This window comes from Myroides sp. C6-3, from assembly GCF_050522425.1.
Lineage (GTDB): Bacteria > Bacteroidota > Bacteroidia > Flavobacteriales > Flavobacteriaceae > Flavobacterium.
The window spans coordinates 87,775-113,748 of record NZ_JBMVQP010000007.1 but is presented as its reverse complement, the minus strand read 5'-3'; the positions used below and the strand labels follow the sequence as shown (position 1 = coordinate 113,748).

Genomic DNA, 25,974 nt, shown 5'->3' with positions numbered 1-25,974 from the left:
CAATCAACGAATTTAATCAAATAATAAATATTAATAAAGCTGCTTAACTAATTGTCCGAATTTCATTAGGATATCCAAACATCAATTCAGGATATTCTAAACATTTCTTTAGATTTTCCTTGTACAATGAATAAATAACAAAATGCGGTCTGTAATTTTCTCCATCAGGCAGATTTATTAACTCTATACCTATCACGAAAGGCTCTACTATTTTGTACAATTTATTTGGAGAATAGTTCTGTAATTCAGGAAAAAACGACAACCACTCTTTTGTTATTATTCTCTTCTTTTTGTTGTCCATAAATCTTTTATTTTATTCAAAATGATCCTACCTTGGTAAAACATTACCATATCGATCCACTATATTCACTGGCTGATGAAAAGTATTAAAATACTTGTTAAATTGATTAGTTTTCATTATTGGGTTTCCAAATTTAAAATCATAAATAACATTATTACTAACATCATGAACATCTAGAAAACCTTTACCAAATCTTCCTTTAAAATATTTATTTACTTGTAATCCTCTATTTCCATACATATTTTGATATCTATTTAACAAGCCTGTTGCATACGTGTGTTTCGCAGTACCAGCAAATCTACCAACACCTCCAATTGCTGCTTCAGCTTTTATAGCTGCACTTTGAACTAACTGAACATTTGAAAGCCCTGATGCACTTCCACCAACAGTAATTTCATCTAAAACCGTGTTGGGAATAGTAAGTGATCCTCCTTCAACACCACCATCGACTACCGATAACGAGGAGTTGTGCTATTCTTAGTATACGTTTTAAAGAAAAGAACATCTAAGAGCTGTTTGCAAATTGCCCTTAGTGTCTATGGAATAAGCGAAACAGTATACAATTTCGCTATTTTTTTATCCTGTTTATTACTTTCGATTTGTTTTTTCTACTTCTTCATAACTATACTCTATTTCCATTAAATGCTCTATAGCTCTAATCTCATTTGGTGTTCCTTTTGAGTGTTTCATAAACCGCTCAATAACTCCATATAATGCTTCAAAATCTCCCTTAACTTTTAATAGTTTAGTTAAATATATAAACCTTCCTAACTCTGTAGTACCTGCATAATAGTCGTTTATCCAACTATTCATTAAATCTTCATCGGACAACCGTTTTTTAATTTCAGGTAGTATAATATGTTGAACTATTTCTATAACATCGCAAACTACATCATTCAAATTGTCCAATACACGAATACTCCACCAATAATCTGGACTGTTAGGCAAAAAATTTCCAACCCAAGCTATCCAATGACATTGTTCTACTTTCGGCTTTATTAACGTATCAGACCTACTGCATAATTCTGCTAAAACACTAGAATAAATTCCAAAGTTGATCGTAAATCTAACTACTTCCTTTGTGTTTTCTCTACTTTTTTGAAAGTTTAGTATCCCATAATTCACACCGTCTTTTAAATAAAAACTATTTCCTTTTTTACTAAAGCCCATTGGTTTCATCATAGGGGTTAACAAATTTAAAAAATCTCCAAATCTATTCATTTTACCAATTTTTAGGTTTTCTTACTAATTGTACTGGATAAGGAACGTCTTGGGCTTCAAGCCAAGCATCTTTTAATCTTTGTAATGGTAAATATCGAGAACTACCAACCTTAGTTTCAATTCCTCCTACATTAACACCTTTATACCAAACATCAAGATTCATATAGCGTTTTCCATCTTTAAAATCATACTCAATTCTCAAAAAATCACTAGTAAGTGGGATTAAAACAATCCCACTTAAATTTACTAGCATCTAAAAATTCAATATTGGTAAACTTTTCTTTTTCAAAAAAAACGCTACAATAATCAGATACAATAATTACAGCTTGTCCTATGGCAGTGGTATAAAAAACATCACTACTTATTTGATTAGGAGATTCAAACACAATAGCATTAATTTTATTTATAATACTCTTTCCTTTCTGACAAGTATTACACAAATCTTTTTCTTCAAACTCAATGTAGCTTAAATCAACGAAAGCATTAATCTGCTCAATTTCAGGATAATAATACACTTCATTTAACAATCTATTCTTATAGTATAGCTTTACCTCTCTAAAATTGGTTAAACCGTTAAAATCAGAATTGTCAATCTTATCTTTGACTTTTTTAGAGACAATAAAACCTACATAGGTTCCATAAATAAAATCTCCTAGTTTTCTTTTCGAGACATTGATTTCTAAAGGAGGTAACCACTCCAACATACTAAGAAAAGCTCCACATGTTTCACATACTTTTGCGACTCCTGTTTGATAATTCATTTCCCTTTGTTCTCCATAGGCAAATTCTGAATTCTCGAATAAATTATTTTTTATTATAAAATAGGGCATCATCATTCTATTAAATTAACGTTTGGTATTCTATTTTTCAGCCAAGGTTGTTGATGGAGATTATGAAGGTATCTATCAAATTGTATAGGTGTAGCTGAAGGATTACTCTGAAGCCATTTAACAACTGTTGCATCATATTCTCTATGCCAAGTTTGATATCCTCTATGAGACGCATCATCTGAAGCTTTATAAATATATTTGGCATTCGTTCTGCTATAATCAAATGCATTCTTCAATGTAGGGTGGTTATTTAAAACTCTTGTTATTCTATTCCCTAGTAAATGATGAGCTTGTCCAGTAGCTATCGTACTTTCCCCACCCCCTCCAACAGTAATTTCATCTAAAACCGTGTTGGGAATAGTAAGTGATCCTCCTTCAATACCACCATCGACTACCGATAACGAGGAATTGTGCTACTTCAAAAAAACAATTAACTGTGTATCATCAAAATACACCTATACTATTGAGAGTTATTGGTGCACTTTTACTTTAAATATCAGATCATAAAAATCAGCATCAGGACACCCATCATTACAATAATAAACAAAACTATCCTCTATCTTTTCAATATAGAAAGCAGCTCCATTATGTCCATAATCTACAGTTCCATCAGCTGTTCTCCAGACATTGTAAACATTTACTTTTTTATCCTTAGAAAATATTTCAATTGAAACTTTTTTAGGAGCTGTATCTTCCCATAACACAATTTTAAATGGTAAGATTTGGTTATTCACTTTAAAATCTCCCTTGGTTTCAATAACAATTCCTTGTACCCATTTGCTATTTGTTGAAATAAACTCTACATCGATTGTTATTTCATTCTCATTTAAAAAAAGTTTTTCTATTAAACGTAATTCTTTTCCTTTGTAATGAATCGGTTGTCCCTTGGACTCCGTAAATAATGTTTGAAATTCCATAGTACTATTTTTTAATATCTGAAAGGATCTAGTTTTCGGTGTTCATCAGGCCAAACTTTAATAAAATCGAACAAACCACCATTGCGCTGAGGAACTTTATGATGATGTAATTCCATGCTTTCAAGTATTCCAGTTTTTGGGTTTTGTTGTTGAGGAGCAAGACCTTTTTGCATACGCAAAACATTGGGTTCTCTATAAGCCTTTGAATTATAAAAGGCTTCATTCTTCCAAAATCGTTGCCTCACTGTACTCCATACAAACAAAGCTTTTCACTATTGATATTTCCTCTTTCACTTGAATCAACCTTAATTTCCTTAAAAATAGTATAAAGGAATAAACAACGTTTTTTCTTATAAGTTAATCCTTTTTCAAAGCAAAGATTGGTATTTCTATTGTTTCAATATTTTCCAATCTTATATTTGTGAATTTACTTTTTTTCAGAATTTCAGCTGTTCGACCTGTTACCAATATTTCAAAGGAGTTTTCAGGCAGAAAAAAGTCACTACCATCCCATTCATCTAAATTGACATCCATTCCCAGATAATATTCGCTTAGGGGGGTATTACCCCCTAAGCGTTTCTCTATAATTTTAGATTGGCTAAAGTCTATTTTCCCTGTTCGACCTTGAATTGACAACCCATGATAACCGTCTATTTCTTTGTTATTTTTCCCTAACAGTTTTACACTAAACGCACTCCATCCAGTCAATTTATTTTCTTCTAATAGGATTTTCATCTGATTTGAAATAAGAAATAAACTAGGCCACCCAGTATCCAAAACATCTTCTAGTTTACTCCCATATTCCTGCTTAAATACTATAGGATAGTCCCCTTCAAAGGCTCCTTGTATTAATTTATGTTGATCAAAAAATCCATTTTCATCTTCTTCCTTATTCAGACTAATAGCATGAGCTTGAATAGCTGATGAAGATAGCTTACTGCTAAACGTATAAAATTGGTTACTTCTCATTACTATCTTTTTTAAAAATTAACAGGTATATTATAGGCTTTCATTAATTCCCTCCCATAATCCATAATTTGAGATTGAGAAGGATTTGTTTTAAGATAACTTTCCCACATAGTATTAAACCTAAATGCATTCTTTAAATGGTCTGAAGTGTCCCACCAAGTCCCAAATTGAGGGTCATGTATATTTATACCTTTCGTGTTAAAAATAGATTGAAATTTTTTAGGAAAGACATGATGGGCCTGTGAATTCTCAGGTACGTAACCTGTCAACTTCCCTAAATTAAATCTAAAATTATTTTTTGTAAATGATTTAAATACAATTGTTTTCCCACCCCCACCAACAGTAATTTCATCTAAAACCGTGTTGGGAATAGTAAGTGGACCTCCTTCAATACCACCATCGACTACCGATAAAGGTACAACTTTTGTTGTACTATTTTTCACTTGATTGGTATAGTTCAAATCGGGAACACTCTTTGCGTTTGTGGCAGTACTGAGGTTTACTTCCGTTTCTTGCGAGACAACACCTGCGGGGTTGATGGTTACAGGCAGTGGATGTGCGATAGGTGCAGCACCTGTCCAAAAGTTTCGTCCATTCAATAGGGCAAGTATACCGTTGGAAAGGCCTCCTAATACACCTCCGAATCCGACACTGGTATAAAAATCTTTTGCAGAAATCATGGGATCGCCTAAATAGAAGGAATTACCTAAGGAAGTTATCCCCACTTGAGTTGCTGTTCCAATGATACCGGATCCCATTCCTGCGAGAGCTCCCCCTGCAGCACCTCCCATGAGTCCAAAAGCCACACCACCTGTAAGTATTTCCACCGCTCCTCCTGTTGCTCCGATACCAAAGGCTAGGAGTCCGTCCTTATCCATCTTAAATCCGTGGATGCCCCAGTTGATCACTCCTCCAACTACAGCCGCTATAATGATGGGTACAAATAAGAGTTCTCCATCCTGATCAATATAGACCAACGGATTATTCCACACATAGCCATAGCGATTGAAATTTTGCGTGTAACTGATGTCTTGTACAAAATTATCTGGTGCTAAGAAGCGATGCACCGATGGATCGTATAAACGTCCATTCATTTGCACTAAAGACACCCCTTGCAAATGCTCATGCCCCGTGAATCCTCTGTCTAAAACAGTCAATCGGTTGCGCTCATTTCCTTGCCCATCTTCGGCAATTACCAAATTTCCCCAAGCGTCAAAATGGCGCTTCTCAACCAATTCTCCTCTTGCATTGGAAATCGCCAAAATGCTACCTAAATAATCTCGATGAAGAAAATGGTGTACCAAGCGATTATCTCCTTTCTCCATTTTGGCTATTACCGTTGCGGAATAAGCATCGCCATCGAGATAGAAGACGAGGTCGATTTGATCTGCCTCAACATCGTAATTAACCTCAATAGATCCATCAGCTGAATAGTAGCGTCTAAAAGGACTCTGTTCCTTACTTGTGGCCAAATCTCCGTGGTACATCACACTCCTTTGATTCAGCGGATTATAATCAAAGTAGATATTTTCCTTTCCCTCTTCTTTAATCCAAACTGGTTTTTTAAACGCATTATACAGTACTTGCTGTGTAGGTCGTACTTGATTATAAGCATGAGCTTCGGGATTTAAATCAATTGAAGCTACTTGATACGAACTTTCGCTAGGATATTTATATGTTCCGATTTCATTGCTGAGAATACGTCCTTTGCTATCATACTCCTGCGTTTCTTGAACGCCTTCTCTGTTGGTAAAAGAAGTCAATCGGTCTAACTCATCATAGGAAAACGTTTCCGTTCGATTGAACATTCCATTTGTTCTACTCAACAGATTTCCTCTTTGAACATCGAATTGATTGGCTAATTGATACAAATCAATGCTGTGAAAGTCTTTTAATTTATGTCGGATTAAATAGCCATATGAATCATATAAATTACTAATTTTCAATCCATTGCCCAGTTCAATTTGGGTTAATTGACCATAGGCATTAGCCTCTACTTTAGTAATGAGTTTTAAACGGGTTGCAACATCAACTACCTCACTGTGATAGCCATATTTATACTGATGCTTGATCTTAGTTTCCTTTGTTCTTCCGTGGGTTTGTACTCTTAGGGTTTCTTCGAATTCTCTTCCAAACGTATTAAAAGTCAACTGTTTGGTAAATGTAGCCACTGGAGTTATTTCTGTAGTTTTGATCAATCGATGCAAAGTATCATACACATAATCATAGGTATAACGATCGCCATTTACCGTTGCAGTTATGTTGTCAAGTAGTTGGCTCCCTTCTGCATAGCTATATGTAATTTGTGTATTGGTTTGCTCTCCTGTTGTGTTTTTTTGGATGAGTTTCCCTACTGGATCCAGGGTCAATGTTGTTATTCCTTTAGGGGTTGTTTCTTTAATTAGTTCCCCTAACGCATTATACTCATAGGTATACGTTCCTGCAGAAGGGTCAATTAACTTAGTTTTTCTTCCCCAACCATCTTGTTCTAGAGACATAATAGCACCATCATACGTAGTTGATTTTAAATTGCCATTGGAGAAATACGTGTAGTTAATTTCACCTCCTGCATCTTTTCTAGTCACAACATCACCTGTGGCATTGATTTTTGTTTCTTTGATCGACACTCCATCATCAACTTTAGTAGTGGTGACGGTATAGGTTGTTGTAATCGTTTTGTCTTTGCTGCTTGTTGTTTTGTTGATTCTACCTCGTTTGTCATATTGTACGGTATTCCACAACGGCAAAATTGTCCTATCATAGGGTTCACTTTCTTTAATCAACCGGTTAAAGACATCATATTCAAAGGACTTCCAGACCAAGTCATTTCGAATATCAATAAAAGCACTTTGCGTTTTATTTCCACGCGTATCGTATGTTTCTCTCTTCCATCCACCTTCTCCATCTTGGGTTGTAATTTCAAAACCTTGATCCGTTTTAACGTACTCTGTTTGAGTTGTTTTACCGAGAAAATTTGTTATACCCGTAGGTTGTCCCCAATTGTTATAGGAGTAGGTTGTTGTACGTCCGAATAAATCTGTCATTTCGGTTAAGAGTCCTCTATAACTTTGATATCGATAGGTTGTTTTCAATCCCTCAACATCAATTTCTTCTGTTAGAAAACGTCCAAAATACCCGTATCTAAACCCTTGTTTACGCTCAGGTAAATCACCTGCTTTAACGATTTTCTCAACTACATTACCATAGGTATCATACCTGTTTTTTTCAACGATAGAATCCGAAGTATTATTTCCTTTTTTAATTGTTTGTATTACTCTTCCTTTATCATCATAGCCATAGTGTTCTTCTGTTGTAAATTCCTCTTCTCCTTCTCGAATTTGCGTTTGTTTTGACGCTGTAATTCGACTTCTAAAATAATTGGCTTCTGTATCGTTACTATAAGCATATGCTATTGTTGTTGTTTCTGTTTTATCCGTAATTGTACGAGGACCACTTGGTGCTGCAACAGCCAACTTGCGTTTGTACGTCGAAGACTCTTGGACGATATCATTAAAAATATTGTAGATATTAGTCGTTTCCTTTATGAAAGAATCAGCAATCGCCATTCCTCCCATCACTTGATTCACTACCTTAGTCAGCTGCGGAATAAACACCTTATCTGTGGTAATTTGAGTATGATACGTATAATCTGTAATCGTCTCATAGGCTTTAACAGCAGTAATTCCGCTTGGAGATGGTTTTTCTATGAACGCTTGCCATTGATCACCTGTAATTACACTTTCTCTTTTCAACAACCCTCTGTTTCGCACTTCCATTTCTTGGATCTTCTTAAACATATTTTCTGTTGTGTCGTACCAATTGGTGCGTACAACTCCTTTAAAACCTAAAAATCCAAGTCCCTGAAGATCTACAACTGGCGATGCATAAGCGAAGGTCTGTTTCTGTGCTGTAGTCTGATTATTTGTTAGCTCTATGGTCGTAACAAGATAAGTATTGAGTAAAGTATTGGGTTCAATCAAAGGATATTTTTCCTTAACAGTCGAGTATTTCATAAAGGAAGGAAAATCTGTTTGATCGTTTGGATTTTCAGTTTTCACACCATATTGGCCATACGTTAGGTGATAGGTGTCATCTCCTTGTTGAATAGTGGTAATCAATCTGTTTTTGGCTTGATTATAGCCGTATTCAAACGTATACATCCCTTGATTAATAAATAACCCCATTCGAAAACTATTGGTTGTATAAGCCACTTTACTAAATGGAGATAAGTAAATGGGAATGGGAATGTATTGAATCGCATCCTCTTCTGATTGAATGGGTTTAAATATCGGATCTGTAGAATAGGCATCTAGTACAGCAGCCGTATTAAAAACGGAATTCCCTTCATTTTTGACAAAATCAATCAGAAAGAGCGTACCTCCTTTTTTAAATCCTTCGTGGTCTTTGGGAACAACAAAATATCGAAATTCGATCATATCAGTTTTCCCATCGTTATTGAAGTCTGCCGCAATGTGATTGACATATTCTAAAACAGGAAAATTGTTATTGTAGTGGTCCGTAATTACATAGTCTTTGAAAGTATAAAATCCTCCTTTTGCTTCTATTCGTTCAAATCCAGTGCCTGTGCAATAAAATATCCAATTAGCCCCTCCATCAGCGGACAGCATCACATCTGTTTTTCCATCGCCATTAAAATCCCCTACATGAACTTGATTACTCAAACGAATATGAGGGTTTTCATAGGTAAACACTTGGGTAAACGCTGTGCCTGTATAGGTATACAGTATCATTTTTGTATCATTAATAACTAAGACATCCGTTTTACTACTTCCCAAAAAATTACCTGTAACTACTTTGGAATCTTCCTTATAATCTCTAATAAATCCCGAATTCGGCGGTTGCGTGGTGTTTTCATTCAAGTCGAGTAAATACGCTTTCCCTCCCGGCAGCTTGAATTCTTCATAGTGTATGGGTTGCGTCGTACAAACGGGAACCCTAAATTCAGTAGGCTTTTGAATGGCCAAAATATCTGTTAGTCCATCTCCATTAAAATCTCCACTATAATAGTCATTTGGCAAAGTAAAGTCATGTCCTTGATTACAATATGCAGGTGTCGGCTGAATTTTGAACGTAGGGAAATTATACCGTCGAGTAAACTCACTTGTAATTACACCATCAATCAGAGCTCGAGCTTGAAAAACATTACCTGATATTTCCAACCATCCTTCATAGGATAAAACTTCGTTGTTACTACTTTTTAGCTGAATGGGATAAACCGCATCAAAAACTGCGCCCGTACCAACATCGTGATGTACATACGTTCCCTCTTGTTCAGCCGAGGAATAGTATACCCAATATTCTTTTCGATCTTTCTTATAGACCAAATAATCTAAACTGCCATCGCCGTCAAAATCACCGCTTATTGCTCCAAACTTATTTGCTGTTACATCTCCATATAGATTTGTAGGAGTTTCACCTTGTAACACTGTCGTATTTTCAAATTCGCTTTCTTCTTTATAACTTAAAAGAACAGGTTGTAACTCTATGGAATCAATCCCGTTGTATTCTTTAACGCTCTTCAGTAACTTAAAATGTAAGGGTGTTGTTGCGTAGTCTAAATTGTATTTTCTAAATATAGTCTCTCCACTTTTCACTTGGATTTGACTGAGGTAATCTAAATTTTCAAATTTTTCACCACCTACATAAAAAGTCTGTTGACCAACCTCCAATGCTTGATAGACAAACATAATCTCATTTTCATATTCGGCATAAATGGGATCAAGAGTTGTTGAGAATTGCGGTAACTCCTCCTCTTCCTCTATAGTAGGTGTAAAATCGCGAATACGCGAAACATATTGAATAGAAGAAATCAACTGCATACCTCCTCTTTCGATATAATGATACACTATTTTATTTTTAGAAAGATCTTGGGTACTGCTAATGGCAAAAGCTAATTTTGAACCAGAATCAGCTGTTGCTCCATATTGTGAAATACTCCCATCTGGATATTGCACTTTAAAATAGGCAGGACCATAATTAGCGCCATACGGAGAAACACCATGAGAGGTGATTTTTAGATTGGAATAGTGTTCGGTTTGGTATTCCGCTCCATCTCCACCATACGATCCCGATTTCAAGAGTAAGCGTTGTCCATCTAAAGCGAACCGATCTGTTGAAGAAAAATTAACCTCACTTGGTTCACCATCGTGATATGGGGTTGAGGTAATTCGATTGATTGCAGAAACTCCCGCAACAGCCCATCCTAATCCGACTATTCCATTACCTGCTTGACTGTTATATACTAAACTAAGTTGAGGTGTCAAACCATTTACTCCTTTCGCAACTTGAAGGGGAATCGTATACACAGCTCCTCCTGTTGTCCCGACCTCTAATTGTCCTTCCGTTTTACCAATAGGCCTTTCATCAAAAGGTAGTACCTTGTTATTCCCTCTTTCGTCTATCGGTTGTCCATAACATATTAAGTTTGCTAGTATAAGGAACAACACCAAAATACAACTGTGTTTCATCTCTCTAACGTTTTATGATTATGCCATTTTCCTTCGTTCCATCTGCATATTGCACAACCATAACATAAGATCCTTGAGGTAAGGCTCTTACATCAAAGTAGGTTTGTTCCTCTACAAACAAATTTTCACGTTTAAGAATCACTTGATAGTTAGAACTGTACAAAAAAATTGCAGCAACCTCTTGAACTGTTCTATCCCATAAAATAAATAATACCTCTTGAACGGGATTAGGGTAGTACTTCAGTTTCGGTTTTTCATTCTGCGCTGTCTCTTGCAACAAGAATTCGTTGCTGTCATTGCTTAACAAGGGATTAGAAGTACTGCTGTCTTCTATAACTCCCCTATAAATCTGATTCCCTGCCCCATCATAATCGAAAACAAGTTGTTTTGAGGCAATTTGCGAAGTTGCAGACCAAGACAAAAGAAGTACTAGTAGCTTTACGTTATTTTTCATATCATAATTTTTGGTTAATTATTTAACAGCAACAACAATTAATGCTCCAAAAAAATGATAGTCCTTTCTCAAACTAACTATTCAACTACAGATATTTGAATAGTTAAATAAAAGATTAAATAATTAACACTTATATTTTAAATCACATCTTGTCTATCTAGGAAAGAAGAAGTAAAATAATTTCTCCATGCACTTGATTTATTGACTCAATTTTTAGCTTCTTTACAGGCTGTAAACAAAAAAAGAGCGCCCTTTTTGGGGCGCTCTTTTGTTATGGTTAATATTATTTAGTAATGATTTGAATTGCGTTGTGGTTCTTTGGCAACGGGCCATTGTTGCTGTTCGCCTTGATCATTTGTTGGCAAGACAACCTTTTCTCTTGAGACTAATTTCTCTTCTTCACTGGCTTTATAAGCTAAAATAGCCAAGAGAATCGCATTGTTTTGAACGTCGTCAAATACAATTTTGTCTGCTGTATCTCTATTGGTATGCCAAGTGTAGTTTCCATAGCCCCAGCTCAGTGAGCTCATCATAAATCCGGGGATATCTTTGCTAACAAAAGACACGTGATCGGATCCACCACCAGAAGGTGATCCAGGGTAATGTGTTTTAAGGTCCTTTTTATACGTATCTGGTACTGCAGCCAGCCATCTCCCTAAAAAATCATAGGCATGTAAAAAACCTTGTCCTGCAATATTAGCGATACGTCCAGTTCCATTATCTTGGTTAAAGACCACCTGAATCTTATCCAACAATTCGGGATGATCTGCGACAAAAGCACGAGAGCCATTTAGTCCTTGTTCTTCACTTCCCCAATTTCCAATTAAAATGGTGCGCTTAGGATGAGGCAATACCTGTTTTAAAATGCGCGTCGCTTCCATCATGGTAATAATTCCTGTTCCGTTGTCTGTCGCACCTGTTCCACCATCCCAACTGTCTAGGTGAGCAGATAAAATTACGTATTCGTCTGCTTTTTCGCCTCCTTTTAGTTCAGCAATGGTGTTATATGTTTGTGTGGTTCCCAGATTTTTAGATTGTACATTTACGTTGATTCGCGGTGCTTTTCCTCCTTCAGCTAAGCGATACAGCAAGCCATAATCTTCAAATGCAACATCAAGGGTTGGTACTTTTGTTGTTTGGGCTCCAAAGATTCGATTTGCCCCCATAATACCGGTCCAGTACGACATAACCACTCCTGCTGCACCAGCTTCTTCTAGTATTTTTGGTAGTTCCTTTGCCGTATATCCTGTAATTTCAAGACGTTGATTCCATGCCTTTTCCGTTGCTTCTTTGTCGTTTTTATAACGCTCATAAGAAGATGCTGTAGCATATTCTTTCCATTGATACTCAGGACGTCCACTCGGAGGCAATGGGGAGATCATCACATATTTCCCCTTGATTGTCGGCAACCAAGCCTGAAAATCAGCTCGACTTTTAGCATCAACTAATACAATCACTTCTCCTTCTACTCCGTTTTTCTTTGTAGCTGGACTCCACGCCAGTTGTGTTCCCTCTAAAGATTTTATTCGAGGACTTATCAACGTAATTTGAGATGTTCCTCTCTCCCAAGATTTCCAAGTTCCATACGCCTCGTTGCGCGCTTCCAAGCCCATTTGTTCATACGAGTTTTTCACCCAATTGTGCGCTTGCATCATTTGTGGAGTTCCTACTAAACGCGGTCCTATAACATCTAACAGTTCAAAAGCATACGTCTGAAGTTGAGAATTTGAGGTTCCTTCCTTTACAATAGCCTCTACAATAGGGTCTTGCTGCTGTGCAATACTTACACTACTCGTAATAAGAGTCATTCCCAGCAAACTATACTTGAAGGTTCGATTGATCGTTGTGGTAAATTTCATTTTTTTGATTTTCGTTTGTTTGAGGCAAAGTACTTTAATATCTATTGACAAACAACTTTTTTTTATCGGATGTACTCCCAAAAAAAATAGGCGGGAAAATCCCGCCTATCTCAACTAAATTAACACATTTACTTCATGAAATGACTTTACTTTATTTTTATTTTTCCAACTTCCTTTGAAATTAGCTATTTCATATTCTTTTTTACTCGCTAATAATAATCTCCGCAAGTACAGGTAAATGATCTAAATCATTTAATTCTGTATAAGGCGCTTCAACCTTCATTATCTTAATATTCCCACTAGTTACAATATTGTCGATATTAACATCAAGTTTCCCTGCCATTTTCCCACCTGGAGCTGTAGTAAACCATCCTTGTGCACCTCCACTAGCAACATTATATCCCAACGCTTTAAATTCTTCAAATGTTTTATTCTTTGCATTAAAGTCTCCTAAACAAATAAAATACTCATATTTTTTCATTTCCTCTTTTAACTTTATAATGGCATCATCATGCCATTCTACCTGCCAAGGAATATGAGAAGATATAATTGCTATTCTTTTATCTCCAACAACTAAATCACCAATAATCGCATAGTATTGTCCAAACCAAGGGACTTGACGAATGTTTATCAAATTAAAATTAGTTGCGATACCATTGTATATCCACTCATTTTTATCACCAAAATAGACATTTGAATAATATGGTTTTAACAGTTCTTCTGTAGCCTTGTATTTTTCCTCCTTATCAAAATACTCATTCCACTCATTAACGATCATGAAATCTGCACCTTGGGCACCAATCCATTTTCGCCAATCTTCTAGTTGTTTTTCAGCTATTTCGCCAGTACCTTGAAATCCTCCCAATTTCCCTTGATTAAAGTGTCCCACATTATAGGTTAGCATTTTGAATCGAAGAGGCTGATCTACTTTATTTTGTGCTTGTATCATTCCTATATTAGCCAAGAAAGCACATAAGGCAATAAGTGTTTTAATTTTTCTCATAATTAATATCCTGGATTTTGATCTTTAACTTGATCTAGTTTTTTATTATAATTGAATTCTGTATCTGGAATTTTCCATAAATAATGTTTAGGATTAATAGTTGTATGCTCTCCTTTACGACTTTTATATTTACCGATGCGCTCTTCTGCCTTTCCTAGTCGAACAATAAAGTCCCAGTGCTTCCCTTCATTAAAACGTTCATACATTTCTTCCTGAATTAATACATCTATAAAAGCATCAAAATTGGCAATCTCAGCTGCGTTATAATCTATAGACGCATGAGTTGTGTGAATTGACTTTCCATATGCTCTTCGTTTTATTTGATTCAAAGTCTCAATAGCTTTGTCAAAGTCTGAATTCACACGTGCTAATGCTTCAGCATAAGTAAATAAAACATCTGTATAGCGAATCAAAGGTATATTTACATTAGCTCCACCTCCAGAAGCATGAGGGTCTCTATATTTTGTTAATAAACAAGTAGAGTCTCCATAAGTATCTGCTCCAAACACATAGAGTCCAACATTGCGCTCTAATCTAAAGTCTTCTTTATTCCAATTTTTAATTAAAGTATTGTTTAAATCAGTATAATGTGTGAAATAACCAAACCCATTTAACATTAGTTCCTCATTTATTTTGTATTTCGGGTGTGAGGTATAGGAAAGATAAGACCATGTTTTATTATCCGTACGAGAAGTTTTAATGTAAAATATTTCCTCTGTCGATTTTGGCAAATCAAACCCAAATACTTTATCGAAATCTAGTGGTTTAGTGATTGGGACTAGGCTATATTTACCACTGTTTACCACCTCAGAAGACAATTGCAAAGCCAATTCATACTGTTGTAAAAACAAGGCTACTTCTGCGTAAAGTGTCTTTGCTGCTACTTGATCAGGAGTTCCCCCAATTCTAGCATCCAAAGGTAAATGTTCTGTTGCAAATTTTAAATCTTCTACTATAAAAGCATAAACTTCTTCTTTATTACTTTTAGGTAAATCCCATTGACCTAAGTTCTTATCGGTACGCAAGATCACACCTCCCCAATGCTTTACTAAACTAAAATAATTATAGGCTCGTAAAAAACGCAATTCCGCAATAAACTTATTTTTTTGTTCCTCAGTTAACTCTTTTCCTGTTGGTAATTTATCTATAGCCACGTTACTAAGTAAAATTGCGCGATAAATATTGGACCAATTGACCTCCGATCTTGTAATTTGTCCAGAATTAATGAATCCATTATACCCATCATAGCCTGTATAAATCCCCTTTGCATAGACATATTCTGTATTAGCTTCTAAAAGAGTAAACCAATTTGCATCATACGATTGTCTCATAGATTCTAAAACTGCCATGACACTAGCATTAGCTTCCTCTGGTGTATTATAAAAATTATCTACTGTATTGGCATATGTATAATCTGCTTCGTCTAGTTCATGGGTACATGACTGTAAAAAACACATACTTGTTCCTAAAAAAAATAAAAATTTTCTCATAATAATATATATTAGAACTGAGCTTTTAACCCAAAAGTGAATGATTTTGTATTTGGATAAGTGAAGTGATCTATCGCACTATCTATATCGCTATTTTTTGAATTCACCTCAGGGTCTACTCCTCTATATTTAGTGAAGGTTAATATATTTTGAGCACTTACATAAATGCTAAAGGAAGAAAAGATTGCTCTTTTCATTTTATGTACGGGTAAATTATAAGTTAATGCGATATTTTTTAAACGTAGATAAGAACCATTTTCCAAGAATCGATCTGAATGACGTAAAACTCCTACTCGTTCAATGCGAGGATAATGTGCATTTGAATTGTCTTGTCCCTCTCTCCAACTATTATAATACACCCCTTTTTCTACATTCATCCCTTGACTATAACTATAGTTTCGCATTTCACTGATGTTGTATACTTTATTCCCTTTTGATCCTTGCCAGAACATGCTTAATTCAAAATCTTTATATCGTAAATTGGTATTAATTCCATAAGTAAAATCTGGAAAAGGTGAGCCTGCTAAGTATCGATCTTCATTATCAGTATAAGCACCATCCTCATTAAAATCTTTGTATTTTAGTCTTCCCTCTTCATCTAACCCTTCATCCTTATACAAATAAAAAGCACCTAGAGGTTGACCTTCTCTTAAAATTGTAGTTGTTCCTGAAGCATACCCTGTATGTGTACTTCCAAAAATATCATCTCCATTAGCAAGTTTCTCAATTTTATTAACATTTCGAGCAAAATTAACCTGAGCTGTAAGACCAAAATCTTCTTGATCTATAATAGTAGCATCAAGCATCATTTCAATTCCGCGGTTGCTCATACTTCCTATATTTCTGATTGTATTTTTATACCCACTAGACGAAGGCAAAAACACGCGATTAAGCATATCCTCCGTTAATTTTCGATATATATCTAGGGAAAAATTAATGCGATTATTAAAAAAGGCAAGATCTAATCCAAGATCCCATTGCGTTGTAGTTTCCCATTTCAAATTACCTGGATAAACCGTTCCAGGTGCATAATAAGAATAATTTCCATTTTCAGTCGCTGTTTTTCCTGTAGTCAAAATATTTTGAGTAGCATAAGGATTAATTGCTGTAGATCCAGTTACCCCATAACTTGAGCGTATTTTCAAATCTGAAATTCTCATTTGCTCTAAAATCGGAATCAAGAATTTTTCGTTGGAAGCTCTCCAAGCTAAAGCTACAGAAGGAAAATACCCCCATTGATTACCTTTGGTATATCTACTAGAACCATCTGCGCGCATACTTGCCGTCAAATAGTATTTCTCATCAAAACTATAATTTAATCGCCCTAAATAAGATTGTAATACCCATTTTGTAAAACTACTGTTTGGCGAATTCATGATCTCGGCTGACCCCAAATCATATACCTCCGAAATATCAGATAAAAACGTATTTCCTGAAGCTTGTAAATACTTGCTTTTATAGGATTGATTAGTATATGCCCCCATAATATCAAAATTGTGTTTATCCGCCAACTTCAATTTATAAGTGAGAATATTTTCATTAATTGCGGTTTCACTACGCACAGCATTTAATGCAGCAGAATTACTAGAATAAATATACTTTTGGGTAGTATATGATTCGTAACGGCTATCTGAATTTTCATAACCAAAAATAGTTTTAAACGTCAATCCTTCAACTGGCTTTAGAACAATACTAGAATTGATGTTACTCAATCTGTTATCCGTTTTATATTTTGATTCATTCACAATATTCATCGGATTTCTCAATTCATGTGAAGACCAAGGAAACCAAGTGCGAAGCTCTTTATAATTGCCATTTTCATCATAAGGATAAAAATGTGGAGATGCAGCATAGATAGCAGACATCAAAGAAGACCCTGCTGCTCCACCACCTTGAGATTGATTGAACCCTACCAAAGCGCTATATCCCATTTGCAAATTGACATCTAGCCAATTTTTCACAGGCATACTCAAATTCGTACGTACATTCTTTTTATCAAATGAGCTATTCGGGATAATTCCTTCTCTTTTCAAAAGTGTTCCACTAACATAATAATGTAACTTATCTTTAGATCCAGATAAGTTAATATTGTGACTAGAAATTGGAGCTGATTTAAACATTAAATCTTGCCAATCTGTTCCTTCCCCCATTCTTGCTAAATCTTCTTCTGAAAAAGGCGCTTTTTCTAATATCTTAGCATTAACCAAATACTCATTATAAAAATTAGCCCATTCTTTTTCATTCATCAAATCCAATTTTTTAATTTGTTTCTGAATACCATAATCAAAATTGTAGTTCACAATAGTTTCCCCACTCTTTCCTTTCTTGGTTGTAATAAGTATCACCCCATTAGCCCCTCTTGAACCATAAATAGCCGTGGCTGAGGCATCTTTTAAGATTTCCATACTCTCAATATCATAACTTCCAATAGAAGAACTATTTTGAGGAATTCCATCTACAATAATAAGAGGAGTGTTTCCACCTAAAATTGAATTTACTCCTCTAATTCTGATAGAATAATCTCCTGATGGCTCTCCCGTATTTTGTGATACCGAAACCCCTGCAACTCTTCCTTGTAATGCTTGTAATGGATCTGTTACAGTATAGCTCGTCAACTCCTTTTCTTTAACTGTGGCAACAGCACCTGTTAGATCAGAGCGCTTTGTTGTTCCATAGCCAATCACCACAATCTCATCCAAACTTGTTTGATCTACTTTTAAATGGATATCCATGGTTTTCTTTGCTACTACCACTTGCGTTTTATACCCTATAAAGTTGATTTCCAACTGATCAACCGTTGGAACAGCTTGAAGGCTAAACTTTCCATCCAAATCAGAAGTTGTTCCTTGTGTGGTCCCCTTTAATACAATGGTTGCACCAGGAACGGTTAAATTATTTTCATCGCGAATAACCCCTATCACCGTTTCTGGTTTTCGATCCTCTAATTTTACGGAAATAGTATTTCCCAATTTGTGGTAAGAGACAGCATAGGTTGTAGCCAAGTAACGCATAACCTCATCTAAACTTTTGTTTTGAAGGTTGATGTTCTTTTTTATTGCATTACTCTTGATCGGATCTCCATAAATAAAGGTAAAATCCGAATGGGCCTTAATGTAATCAAACACATCTATGATAGAAGCTTGATTCATCTGAATAGTAAACTCACTTTTATTTTTTTCCTGTGCTACGGCCTCAAGGGGCTGTAAGAAACACAGGGATACAAAACACAAACACAGAAAAAGTTTTCTATATTCTTTGGATAATTTTAGATACATAATTATTATCTTCGTTTTTTAAGTTAATCTAAATAGGATTATATTTTTTTTACGAACTGTATTCAGTTGCAGCTGGATACAGTTTTTTTTTTACACTTTTTTCATGAGAAGTTGTTTTTAGGGTTAAACACTAGTTTGTTAGCTGTAGTTTATATTGTTTTTCTCCGACTTTTTTATATTGTATATTGTAAAGAAAGTATAGTCCTTGTAGTACTTCTTCTATATCTGTTCCTTTAAAATCACCATTAATGGTATAACTAGGCAACGCTCGCGCTGAAGTATCCCATTCGATGGTACTATCAAATCTTCGATTCAATACTTGGATGACCTCTGCTATGGATGTATTATTAAACTGGATTCTCCCCGTAATCCATTGATTTGAGTGTTCTAAATCCACTTCAACTTTAGAAAGGCTCTTCGTCAGCTTGTCCCATTTAGCTTGCTCGTTTTCTGTTAGGATAACCTCTTGCTGTGCCGATGCCCGTACGCGAACTTTTCCTTCATGAACACTGACTAACGTTGTTTCATTGGGAAAATCACTAATATTAAAGGTAGTTCCCAAAACAGTGGTAGATAAATTGGGACTATGAACAATGAAGGGCTGATCTTCCTTTCGATAGACATCGAAGTAAGCTTCTCCTTCTAAAATAACTTCTCTGCTGTCTGAGGTAAACTGATTAGGGTAATGTAGCGAGCTATTGGAATTGAGGTAAACCAATGTAGAGTCACTGAGATAAAAAACAAGTCGCTCCCCTTTCTTTGCTTCTTGGACCAATTGTTGTACTTCTGGTGAAGAAGTCAAGAAAAAATACAATACCGCTACGCCTACTATACTCGCGGCCAAAGAGGTGTATCGAAATAAGGAAGTAGTAAAAAAAGAAGTAGTTCGTTTAGAAGCCACCTTGTGTTGCAGTCTTGCGTACAGTTGACGGTTTCGTTTTACTTCTTCTGCGGTTAGTCCTCCTGTTTGCAAAGCGTCAAAAAAACGATTGACAACAGCTTCTTCCGCTGAGGTTGCTGTTCCTTTGTGATACTTTTGTAAAAGGGTTTTAAATTTCTTATACATTATAGTGTTGTGATCTGATACTATAATGAAGTACGCGAAATTAGGTTTTCCCCTATGCTAAAAGTTAGGCTTAATTATTCCTTAAAATACACAACACTTAGTTAACATTACTCCATAGAAGTAGGAGAATCGCACCAGAAATATCCGCTACATAAGGAGTAGACTCTTTGAGCATTCGCAGTGCTTTCGTAATTTGATTTTCAACCGTACTCTCTGTAATCCCCAGACATTGGGCAATATCTTTATAACTGCGCTGTTCGTAAAAGCGCATTTTAAAAATCAACAAGCATCGATCTGGAAGAATGGCTAAGGCTGTTTTTTCGATTTCATCCAGCAACATTGTCTTCACCTCATCGTATTGCACCTCATCCAAATCAGGAAGGATAGAGGCTAGTTTCTCCACTTGAACGGAATCAAAACGTCGGTTATACAGCGCTTTAGCACATTGATTCCTAATGGCTTGAAACAGATAAGCACGGGGTAGTTCAACAACAATTTTGCGATTCCAGAAATCAATAAATACCTCTTGTACAATATCTTCTGCAACAGCTTTATCCCGCATAATATTATAGGCAAAACTGTATAATTCAGCCCAGTGTTTTTGGAAGATTTGATCAAAATCAGCGTTATGACCTACCATTTGTGTATGAATTATTAGAATTACTCAAACAAATGTAGGGGTAAAGAATGCTTTGGATTTTAATTCACTGTTAAGTTTTACTCGTTCTTACTTGTTATTTTACTCATAATACTCATAGTCAAAATAGATTTTACTATACACTTGATGCGTTTGATCGTAAACCTCTTTTTCTACAATATTACCGTGCAAGTCAAAAGCCCTATTGGTAAAAATCAGTACCTGCGTATCTCCATATGGTTGGAGTGTTTCTTGTGTGAACTGTATTTCATATCCCTGAGCATCATATTGATGATGAGATTTCGTTTCAAATTCAACGGTCTCCTGTTCTTTATTCCTAATAGTTAAGTGAATTTCTTTCACTTGCGCTTGAGGAGTGAACAATAGTTGCATTGTTCCTTTATTCTTCGGCTTATTAAAATACGTATAGGTAAATTCACATGTCGTAGTCTCTGGCCATTGTTGAACAATTTCAGTGGCTTTTGTTCCATCTGCGTTCAGGCTCAAGCTGTGGCGTGTGTTCTGCTGATATTCAAAAAACTGAAGCTCTCCTATTTTCGTATAGACTGTAGAGGTCATTTCTGTCCCTTCCCGTACACCGCTATAAATTTCCTTCAAAGTAAAAAAGCCTCGCTCGTCGAAATAAATTGCTTGTTTCTTTACTTCATTCCCCTCACTAGGTTGATCAATACGCACTATTTTTTTCACTTTACCTCTAACATTTTCTGTTTGCCAATCCGTCAACGGTTGGGCATCACTTGTTTGAATAAAAGCAATAAAAAGAACGAATAGAAACGCGGCTGATTTCATAGTTGAATTGAGTTTAGTATGACACAAAGAGATCAAAGCAGTAAAAATACTTCTTTTAGCAAAAAAACAACCGAAAAAGAGCGACTATTCAATTCATTGATTCGGACTTTTTTCAATTATAAAGTAAGGAGTTGATTTTTATTTGAAGAAAAAACAAAACACTTTTACAAGCAATTGCAGCGACTATTACGATGTTAGCAATAGTGAGATTCCTATACTTCCCCCCATGGAGAAGCTGTATCTTTGCGCGGAATTTTTATATTTTATTTACAATGAAAAACCTGAAAGGAATTTTGTTCGCTTTAATTTCCTCTGGTACATTTGGATTGGTTCCGTTGTTTTCGTTACCACTACTCGTACCGAGCTTGCGACCAGAAGGAGTGGCGGCTATCGGCATACCGACCATTCTATTTTATCGATTTTTGTTTTCATCAGCCACCATGGGTGCTGTTTGTATCTACAAAAAAACAAGTTTAAAAATTTCTATTCGGGATTTAGCAGTCGTCTTTTTCTTGGCTTTATTATATGCCGGCACCGCCAAGTTTATTGTCGATTCATATGAGTATATCGCTAGTGGTTTGGCGACCACCGTTCATTTTCTATATCCTCTTTTTGTCAGCATCGTTATGATTCTCTTCTTTAAAGAAAAGAAATCAACCGTCTTGCTCATTGCCTCGATTCTTTCGTTGCTTGGTGTTGGTATGATGTGTTGGCATGGGGAAGCTTCTCCTGCCCTATTTAAAGGACTGATTTTAGCTTCTTTGACCATATTTACCTATGGCTTGTATATTGTAGGCTTAAACCAATCAAGGGTTTCCCATATGAACTTTGATTCACTAACGTTTTACGTGCTGTTAATGGGTTGTTTGATTTTTCTTTTCTACGCCTTGTTAACTACGGGAATCGACAGTGTTACACTCAGAGCAGACTGGATCAACCTCATCTTACTTGGTTTTTTTGCAACGTTTATCTCAGATTTGTGCTTGGTTTTAGCAGTTAAACACGCGGGATCTACGGTAACCTCTATTTTAGGATCCATGGAACCCGTAGTGGCTGTTGTAGTAGGAACACTTTTCTTTGGCGAATTCTTTAATTGGATGTCAGCCCTTGGCTTGTTCTTTGTACTCCTATCCGTGACCTTAGTCATTGCTTTTTCAAAACAAAAAGACACCTAAAAACAAAAAAGTCTTTAGTGTGATACTAAAGACTTTTTTTATTGAACCCATACAGGTATATTATTTTTTAACGTCTACGTTATGTTGACCATGAGCACCGTGTCTATGCTCAATTACTTGTAAATTCTCATCTACAAAATAAGCACTTCCGAATCCATTCACATAAGACCCTTTAATTGGCTTTAAGTTGAACATGATAAAGTCTTCTAGGTTTCCTAAAACCTCGATTACTTTTCCATGTCTCTCTCTTAAATCAACCATGGCTTGCTCATATAAAGGATTTCCTTTCTCTACTAACTCCGCTTCTGTTTCGATTGTTAATCGGTGTCTCGCATATAATTGTTTAGATGAAGCCTCATCTTCTACAAACATAAAAGATACTTTTTTGCGATCTCTTAGGTTCTTCGTGTGCTTTGCCATAAAAGAAACTAAAATTTGGAACTCATTTCCAACTCTTGAATAAGGCGCTGTACTTACCAAAGGTGAACCATCTTCATTTAACGATGCAATCATCACGGATTTACACTCGTTAATAAGCTCCTCTACTTTAGGCGCTTTCGGTTTTACTTTGTGTTGATCGAAGTTTGGATTAAGTGTATCTGTACTCATTGTAATTGTATTTATATTGTCGCGCTAAGATACTAAATTATTTAAACTAAATAAAAATAATACATTAATCTGTGTCTTCTAGCTCAAATAAATCTTCCACCTTTACTTGGAGTGTTTTCGCCAATTTTAACGCCAATATCGTCGAGGGAACGTAGCGATTCGACTCAATAGAATGAATGGTTTGCCGCGAAACTTGAATCGCTTCTGCCAATTCTTGTTGAGTAAAATAACAACGTATGCGTTCTTCTTTAACTTTATTCCGCATCGAAACTCTTTTTTATTTTTCGGTATTCTATTTCGTACATTAAATTAATAAAAATCATAATTTTCATCACAGCCCCAGCTGTATTTTCTGTAAATGCGCCAGGTTCAATACAGTTCCATATCGCTTCGATAAATATACTGATAATAAGTAGTAATACACCTCCCGCTAAGGTTTTCAATCGCATAAAAGCGAGCATTTCATCATCTTCTTTTCTCCTTGTAAAAAAATACATCAACAAACCAAGATTAATCATGTTCGTTGCAATAGTCTTTGCCGAGTCCTGATATTCCCACAGGTAATCTTTCAAGGCAAAGCTCAGTACCACAGCAGAGATAATAAGTCCTATGCCAATCCACTTAAATCTACTCGGTAATAAAGGAAACTGTTTCATATTTTTCGTTTTTAGTTGATCCGAATGTAAAATAAACTTGATATTTATGCAAAGCAAACTTTACATTGTAATGCAGAAACCTTTCCGTCAAACAACTGTGTTCCGATCTTACCTTCTGACGCTTTGTTGTTGAAAAAGAAAACAGAGAAACAACAAAAAAAAGCAATAACCTGTATTCATCTCTTGTTTTCTAGCCTATTTAATTTCGATTTGATAAATATAATCATCCATCACATAGCCGTTACCAATATCGAAAGTCTTGGATTCTATACACTGTAAGCCATTGCGTTCATAGAATTCAATCGCTTTCGCATTGTTTTTATTTACCGTTAAATAAACGGCCCTTGCGTTATTTTGACGAGCAAAATCGAGTACATGAGCTAACATTAACTTCCCTAATCCTCTTTGTTGTTGGTCTGTATCCAAATAAATTTTAGACAGAAATACGCGATTGTCTTCCATCATTTTATAGTCTAAATACCCGAATACTTGTCCTTCAACCACTAATAATTCCCATACATACCCGGCTTCAATTTCATTTGTGATGCGTTCGTGGCTGTACATCATCGGCAACATATAGTCTATTTGGGCAGGATCTAATAGTGGTCCATAGGTTTTTTGCCAAATTTTCTCCGCCAAAGGGCGAATTAAATGCATATTTTCAGGAGTCACGGCCTGATATTGTATTGAGATATTTTCCATTTTCACCTTGTTATATCATGAGATAAAAAAAGCAGTAAATCGAAACTTACTGCTTTTATATAAAAATCAAATATAAAAAACTATGCTTTATAATTTGTTAAGTAATCAACTAAAGTACGGATTCCACTTCCTGTTCCTCCGTTTCCTTTGTAATCTCTAGGTGCATCCATCCAAGCTGGACCAGCAATATCAATATGCACATAAGGTGCTTTGGCGAAATGCTCTAAGAATTTACCTGCTGTGATCGTACCTGCGAAACGACCACCGATATTTTTCATATCAGCCACACTCGATTTCAACAAGTCTTTGTAGTCATCCCAGAAAGGCAATTGAGCCAAACGCTCATGCACTTTGTATCCAGAAGCGATAATCGCTTGCATTGTTTTTTCATCATTCCCCATAATACAAGAAGCGATATCTCCAGCCACCACTAAAGCAGCCCCAGTTAAAGTTGCGGCATCGATAATTACTTCAGGCTCATATTTTGCCGCAAAAGCAATCGCATCTCCTAAGATCATACGTCCTTCAGCATCTGTATTCAATACTTCTACCGTTGTTCCATCGAACATAGTGATCACATCACCAGGCGCATATGCATCTCCACCCGGGCGGTTATCCGTTGCTGGGATTAACCCAATCACGTGAACATTTACTTGGTTTAGTGCCGCTGCATAGATGGTTCCCGCCATACAAGCTGCTCCTCCCATATCACTCTTCATCGAGTCCATCGATCCAGCAGTTGGTTTCAAACTCAATCCTCCTGTATCGTAAACCACCCCTTTACCAACTAAAACAATAGGTTTTTTGTTGATTGGATTCGCTGGTTTGTACTCCATAATTGTAAACGTTGGTTGCTCCACTGACCCTTTGTTAACAGCCAATAAACCACCCATTCTCAAAGCTTCGATCTCTTTTTTACCTAAGACATTTACCGAAAATTGCGCTTCATTACCTAAAACTTCAATCTCTTTTGCTAATTGCGTCGCAGTCAAATAGCTTACTGGTTCATTAACCATCGTACGCGCCCAATAAACAGCTTTGATGGTATTGTTTAAATCGCTGATTTGCTTCGTGTCAAAATTTCCTTTTACCTCAATGTTTTCCAATGCATATTGCATAGTTTCTCTCTCCTTGAAGTACTTTAAAAATTGGTAGTTCGACAGCGCTATCCCTTCTGTCAAAGCCAAAGTAGATTCGCCATTTCCTACTACTGTCAAGGTAGCCGCTTGTTTATCTAATTGCTTGCGGATGTTAAATCCTGCCAAACGCATTTTTTCTAAATTCGTATTCTCTTTAACGAAGAAGTAGTATTGCGGTCCAATTTTCGCAAAATCCTCTTCTTTTTCTCCTGCTTCAAAAGCTTTTACAAAGTCATTCAATAAAGCAGGAACCTCAACAGTGTTGTCATTTCCTAAAACGAAAACTATATTTCCGTTTGATTTAACGTCATTTACAAGTTGTATCATCTTTGTTGTTTTTATAAGTACAAATATACATTTTTTTAGACTCAGC

At 35.8% G+C, this 25,974-nt stretch carries 21 protein-coding genes; 1 reads left to right on the top strand and 20 read right to left on the bottom strand.

The genetic code is table 11. The features are described 5' to 3' along the window. Positions 1-889: 889 nt before the first annotated feature. From ACPDG9_RS04910 to ACPDG9_RS04840, 15 genes are all read right to left on the bottom strand, one after another. Positions 890-1,522: a DUF4304 domain-containing protein gene (locus tag ACPDG9_RS04910; protein ID WP_430526644.1), complete on the bottom strand. Its 633-nt coding sequence runs from the start codon at positions 1,520-1,522 to the stop codon at positions 890-892. Position 1,523: 1 nt separating this feature from the next. Further along, a complete protein-coding gene (locus ACPDG9_RS04905) occupies positions 1,524-1,724 on the bottom strand; it encodes a hypothetical protein (RefSeq protein ID WP_430526643.1) in 201 nt (66 codons plus the stop codon). Positions 1,725-1,731: 7 nt separating this feature from the next. Then, the gene (locus ACPDG9_RS04900) at positions 1,732-2,352 is read right to left on the bottom strand and encodes a hypothetical protein (protein WP_430526642.1); all 621 of its coding nucleotides are present in this window, start codon (positions 2,350-2,352) and stop codon (positions 1,732-1,734) included. A gap of 470 nt (positions 2,353-2,822) precedes the next feature. Further along, on the bottom strand, positions 2,823-3,269 hold the full coding sequence (locus tag ACPDG9_RS04895; RefSeq protein ID WP_430526641.1) for a hypothetical protein: 447 nt from the start codon (positions 3,267-3,269) through the stop codon (positions 2,823-2,825). Between the two features lie 11 nt (positions 3,270-3,280). Then, a complete protein-coding gene (locus tag ACPDG9_RS04890; RefSeq protein ID WP_430526640.1) occupies positions 3,281-3,532 on the bottom strand; it encodes a hypothetical protein in 252 nt (83 codons plus the stop codon). A 94-nt stretch (positions 3,533-3,626) separates the two neighbouring features. Continuing rightward, positions 3,627-4,238 (bottom strand): hypothetical protein, encoded by a 612-nt coding sequence (locus tag ACPDG9_RS04885; RefSeq protein WP_430526639.1) that lies wholly within the window; start codon positions 4,236-4,238, stop codon positions 3,627-3,629. 11 nt (positions 4,239-4,249) lie between these two features. Continuing rightward, positions 4,250-10,726 (bottom strand): RHS repeat-associated core domain-containing protein, encoded by a 6,477-nt coding sequence (locus ACPDG9_RS04880; RefSeq protein ID WP_430526638.1) that lies wholly within the window; start codon positions 10,724-10,726, stop codon positions 4,250-4,252. Positions 10,727-10,730: 4 nt separating this feature from the next. Next, positions 10,731-11,180: a T9SS type A sorting domain-containing protein gene (locus ACPDG9_RS04875; protein ID WP_430526637.1), complete on the bottom strand. Its 450-nt coding sequence runs from the start codon at positions 11,178-11,180 to the stop codon at positions 10,731-10,733. A gap of 287 nt (positions 11,181-11,467) precedes the next feature. Then, on the bottom strand, positions 11,468-13,039 hold the full coding sequence (locus ACPDG9_RS04870; protein ID WP_430526636.1) for a M20/M25/M40 family metallo-hydrolase: 1,572 nt from the start codon (positions 13,037-13,039) through the stop codon (positions 11,468-11,470). A gap of 202 nt (positions 13,040-13,241) precedes the next feature. After that, the gene (locus tag ACPDG9_RS04865) at positions 13,242-14,042 is read right to left on the bottom strand and encodes an endonuclease/exonuclease/phosphatase family protein (RefSeq protein ID WP_430526635.1); all 801 of its coding nucleotides are present in this window, start codon (positions 14,040-14,042) and stop codon (positions 13,242-13,244) included. 2 nt (positions 14,043-14,044) lie between these two features. Further along, the gene (locus tag ACPDG9_RS04860; RefSeq protein ID WP_430526634.1) at positions 14,045-15,532 is read right to left on the bottom strand and encodes a RagB/SusD family nutrient uptake outer membrane protein; all 1,488 of its coding nucleotides are present in this window, start codon (positions 15,530-15,532) and stop codon (positions 14,045-14,047) included. Positions 15,533-15,543: 11 nt separating this feature from the next. Continuing rightward, positions 15,544-18,807: a SusC/RagA family TonB-linked outer membrane protein gene (locus ACPDG9_RS04855; protein WP_430526633.1), complete on the bottom strand. Its 3,264-nt coding sequence runs from the start codon at positions 18,805-18,807 to the stop codon at positions 15,544-15,546. Between the two features lie 130 nt (positions 18,808-18,937). Continuing rightward, positions 18,938-19,873 (bottom strand): FecR family protein, encoded by a 936-nt coding sequence (locus ACPDG9_RS04850; protein ID WP_430526632.1) that lies wholly within the window; start codon positions 19,871-19,873, stop codon positions 18,938-18,940. A 97-nt stretch (positions 19,874-19,970) separates the two neighbouring features. Further along, complete coding sequence (locus ACPDG9_RS04845; protein WP_430526631.1) at positions 19,971-20,513, bottom strand: sigma-70 family RNA polymerase sigma factor; 543 nt, start codon at positions 20,511-20,513, stop codon at positions 19,971-19,973. 99 nt (positions 20,514-20,612) lie between these two features. Beyond that, entirely contained in the window at positions 20,613-21,320 is a 708-nt protein-coding gene (locus ACPDG9_RS04840; protein ID WP_430526630.1) for a hypothetical protein, read from the bottom strand. Between the two features lie 272 nt (positions 21,321-21,592). On the opposite strand from ACPDG9_RS04840, the gene ACPDG9_RS04835 reads away from it, so the two are divergent. Continuing rightward, a complete protein-coding gene (locus ACPDG9_RS04835) occupies positions 21,593-22,495 on the top strand; it encodes a DMT family transporter (protein WP_430526629.1) in 903 nt (300 codons plus the stop codon). A gap of 60 nt (positions 22,496-22,555) precedes the next feature. On the opposite strand, the gene ACPDG9_RS04830 is transcribed toward ACPDG9_RS04835, so the two are convergent. The 5 genes from ACPDG9_RS04830 to ACPDG9_RS04810 all read right to left on the bottom strand — a co-directional run bounded on the left by ACPDG9_RS04830 (position 22,556) and on the right by ACPDG9_RS04810 (position 25,928). Next, entirely contained in the window at positions 22,556-23,104 is a 549-nt protein-coding gene (locus ACPDG9_RS04830; RefSeq protein WP_430526628.1) for a HugZ family protein, read from the bottom strand. A gap of 64 nt (positions 23,105-23,168) precedes the next feature. Then, positions 23,169-23,369, bottom strand: a complete 201-nt coding sequence (locus ACPDG9_RS04825) for a helix-turn-helix transcriptional regulator (RefSeq protein ID WP_430526627.1) — start codon at positions 23,367-23,369, stop codon at positions 23,169-23,171. Next, positions 23,359-23,760, bottom strand: a complete 402-nt coding sequence (locus tag ACPDG9_RS04820; RefSeq protein WP_430526626.1) for a hypothetical protein — start codon at positions 23,758-23,760, stop codon at positions 23,359-23,361. The genes ACPDG9_RS04825 and ACPDG9_RS04820 overlap by 11 nt, the downstream gene beginning before the upstream one ends. 195 nt (positions 23,761-23,955) lie before the next feature. After that, positions 23,956-24,462, bottom strand: coding sequence for a GNAT family N-acetyltransferase (locus ACPDG9_RS04815; RefSeq protein ID WP_430526625.1), 507 nt, complete (start codon positions 24,460-24,462; stop codon positions 23,956-23,958). An 80-nt stretch (positions 24,463-24,542) separates the two neighbouring features. Then, positions 24,543-25,928: a leucyl aminopeptidase family protein gene (locus tag ACPDG9_RS04810; protein WP_430526624.1), complete on the bottom strand. Its 1,386-nt coding sequence runs from the start codon at positions 25,926-25,928 to the stop codon at positions 24,543-24,545. Between the last annotated feature and the right edge of the window lie 46 nt (positions 25,929-25,974).

What these genes read in the sequence shown, in the direction of transcription:
- ACPDG9_RS04910 (WP_430526644.1), bottom strand. Translation starts at nt 1,522, where the DNA reads ATGAATAGATTTGGAGATTTTTTAAATTTGTTAACCCCTATGATGAAA.
- ACPDG9_RS04900 (WP_430526642.1), bottom strand. Translation starts at nt 2,352, where the DNA reads ATGCCCTATTTTATAATAAAAAATAATTTATTCGAGAATTCAGAATTT.
- ACPDG9_RS04895 (WP_430526641.1), bottom strand. Translation starts at nt 3,269, where the DNA reads ATGGAATTTCAAACATTATTTACGGAGTCCAAGGGACAACCGATTCAT.
- ACPDG9_RS04885 (WP_430526639.1), bottom strand. Translation starts at nt 4,238, where the DNA reads ATGAGAAGTAACCAATTTTATACGTTTAGCAGTAAGCTATCTTCATCA.
- ACPDG9_RS04880 (WP_430526638.1), bottom strand. Translation starts at nt 10,726, where the DNA reads ATGAAACACAGTTGTATTTTGGTGTTGTTCCTTATACTAGCAAACTTA.
- ACPDG9_RS04875 (WP_430526637.1), bottom strand. Translation starts at nt 11,180, where the DNA reads ATGAAAAATAACGTAAAGCTACTAGTACTTCTTTTGTCTTGGTCTGCA.
- ACPDG9_RS04870 (WP_430526636.1), bottom strand. Translation starts at nt 13,039, where the DNA reads ATGAAATTTACCACAACGATCAATCGAACCTTCAAGTATAGTTTGCTG.
- ACPDG9_RS04865 (WP_430526635.1), bottom strand. Translation starts at nt 14,042, where the DNA reads ATGAGAAAAATTAAAACACTTATTGCCTTATGTGCTTTCTTGGCTAAT.
- ACPDG9_RS04860 (WP_430526634.1), bottom strand. Translation starts at nt 15,532, where the DNA reads ATGAGAAAATTTTTATTTTTTTTAGGAACAAGTATGTGTTTTTTACAG.
- ACPDG9_RS04855 (WP_430526633.1), bottom strand. Translation starts at nt 18,807, where the DNA reads ATGTATCTAAAATTATCCAAAGAATATAGAAAACTTTTTCTGTGTTTG.
- ACPDG9_RS04850 (WP_430526632.1), bottom strand. Translation starts at nt 19,873, where the DNA reads ATGTATAAGAAATTTAAAACCCTTTTACAAAAGTATCACAAAGGAACA.
- ACPDG9_RS04845 (WP_430526631.1), bottom strand. Translation starts at nt 20,513, where the DNA reads ATGGTAGGTCATAACGCTGATTTTGATCAAATCTTCCAAAAACACTGG.
- ACPDG9_RS04840 (WP_430526630.1), bottom strand. Translation starts at nt 21,320, where the DNA reads ATGAAATCAGCCGCGTTTCTATTCGTTCTTTTTATTGCTTTTATTCAA.
- ACPDG9_RS04835 (WP_430526629.1), top strand. Translation starts at nt 21,593, where the DNA reads ATGAAAAACCTGAAAGGAATTTTGTTCGCTTTAATTTCCTCTGGTACA.
- ACPDG9_RS04830 (WP_430526628.1), bottom strand. Translation starts at nt 23,104, where the DNA reads ATGAGTACAGATACACTTAATCCAAACTTCGATCAACACAAAGTAAAA.
- ACPDG9_RS04825 (WP_430526627.1), bottom strand. Translation starts at nt 23,369, where the DNA reads ATGCGGAATAAAGTTAAAGAAGAACGCATACGTTGTTATTTTACTCAA.
- ACPDG9_RS04820 (WP_430526626.1), bottom strand. Translation starts at nt 23,760, where the DNA reads ATGAAACAGTTTCCTTTATTACCGAGTAGATTTAAGTGGATTGGCATA.
- ACPDG9_RS04815 (WP_430526625.1), bottom strand. Translation starts at nt 24,462, where the DNA reads ATGGAAAATATCTCAATACAATATCAGGCCGTGACTCCTGAAAATATG.
- ACPDG9_RS04810 (WP_430526624.1), bottom strand. Translation starts at nt 25,928, where the DNA reads ATGATACAACTTGTAAATGACGTTAAATCAAACGGAAATATAGTTTTC.